Here is a 1,920-nt window from a genome sequence, read left to right on the forward strand (position 1 = left end):
GGCTTGCCGTCGTGCCACAGCACATTTTCCTTCAGCTTGAAGGAATAAAACATGCCATCGGCTGCTTCCTCCCAGCTTGTGGCCAGCAGCGGGTGCGGTTTCAGGTCGGCGTCGAAACGCAGCAGACCTTCGAAGATGTTGCCTCCGACCATCTGAGAGGGCACGTTCTGGTAGATGCCGATCATGATGCCGGGCGGCTCCGGCTGGACTACCACATTCAGAACGCCGCCCTTGGCCTGTGCCTGGGCCATGAGGGGAATGCCGCTGAGTACCCCGGCGCTGACGGTGGCAGCGGAAATCTGCAGGAATTGACGACGATCGAGTGACATTGAAACTCCTCCTGGGAAAAATCGTTGGTTCCTCTTGGTGGGAACTTGGATGTTGGGCGCCGGCCCTGACGCTCAGGATCGGCGTGGGACGTCTCCCCCGTTATTCGGGAGAGCGCAGAAAGCGGCGGGCCATTTCCGTGTAGATACGACGGGAGGTCAGAAAGTCCGATAGGTCGAGGCTCTCATCCGTCTGGTGCGCCTCGCCGGGGTCGCCGGGGCCTAGTATCAGGATGTCGGTGCCGACAGACTGCAGAACCGAGCCGTCGGTGAAGTAGCTGGCGCCACCGGCTTCGCCGGCAGGCGCGCCCAGTTCGTGCCCGATGTCCAGAGCCGCGCGAACGATCGAGCTGTCGGCCGGGGTGTCGAGCGCGGGCAKAGAAATGATTGGTTCGACGACGATCTTGCCGCCCTCATATTCGGCTTCGATTTCACGCGCGATCGTTCGTATCGCCGCGAGTATGTCGTCGTGGCTCTGCCCCGGCAGCGTGCGCATGTCGAATTCGGCGATTGCGCGATCGGGAATGACGTTGACCTGCGTGCCGCCTTGCAGGCGGGTGAGGCAGATGGTCGGCCGGCCCAGAAGCGGGTCGGATGCGGCGAGGGCGTCGAGATCGAGCAGCCTTTGCCGGAACCGGACCAGCATTTCCAACGCATTGAGACCCATCTGCGGCATTGACCCGTGGCTCGTGCGTCCGGTTGCCGTGAAGCCCAGCCACAGCACGCCCTTGTGGCAGCGCACCGGCCGGTTGGAGGTCGGTTCGGCAATGATCATGGCGTCGAACGGGGCGAGGCTACCGTCGCCGGCCATCAGGCTCGCGCCCTCCGAGCCGGTTTCCTCGCCATAGGTCACGGCCAGCGAAAGCCGGCCCGACCAGTCCTCACGGGCGTACATGTCGAGGAAGCTGGCGATGAGGGCGGCAAGGCCGCCTTTCATGTCCGAACTGCCACGCCYATAGATGCGCCCACCCTCGACCGTCCCTCCGAATGGCGATTTTTTCCATTCGCGGTCGCCGAGGGGTACGGTGTCGCAATGCCCGCAAAAGACCAGATGCGGGCCCGCACGGCCGTTGTCGAGGCTCGCGATCAGATTGGCGCGTCCGTCATCCCCCTGGATCGTTGTCGATGCGACGCCACGCTCGGCCAGATAGTTGACTAGCTCGGCCACAAAGCCTTGTTCACGGCCCTGCAATGCCGTCGTGTCGTACCGCAACATCCACTGCAGGAGAGATATGCAATCGTCATCCGACAGGATGCCCGACTGGATAGTCGAAAGCGAAATGTCTTGGCTGGCAGATTTTGGATGGGATTGAAGCACGATCGTCACCTCGCTGGATAACAAACAGCGTAGTCACTCTCGTCATTTCCTGTCCATTGTGCGTTTATACATTCAATGTATTCAGAAATGTAAAAAATTACATATCTTCTTGGTGAGCCAGTTCTGACTTCACGATCGGGTCAATACCTGAAATTACCAGCGATCGCTGCCATCCCGCCCGAACGCCTTCCTTGACGGCCGACCGTAGCGCGCCTTCCAGAATCCGGGCGTTGCTATGGCCAAGCTGGCAAAGCGCCCCGCCAGACAGGCGAACCA

2 protein-coding genes are annotated in these 1,920 nt (G+C 61.1%); both read right to left on the bottom strand.

The features are described from left to right. Positions 1-329 (bottom strand): ABC transporter substrate-binding protein (locus tag AC1DUU_RS30805; RefSeq protein ID WP_476787107.1); only part of this gene is annotated, 329 nt, incomplete at its 3' end. A 100-nt stretch (positions 330-429) separates the two neighbouring features. Next, a complete protein-coding gene (locus AC1DUU_RS30810) occupies positions 430-1,644 on the bottom strand; it encodes a M20 family metallopeptidase (protein ID WP_476787108.1) in 1,215 nt (404 codons plus the stop codon). Between the last annotated feature and the right edge of the window lie 276 nt (positions 1,645-1,920).

It is taken from the genome of Aminobacter sp. P4_H6_2, from assembly GCF_056400805.1.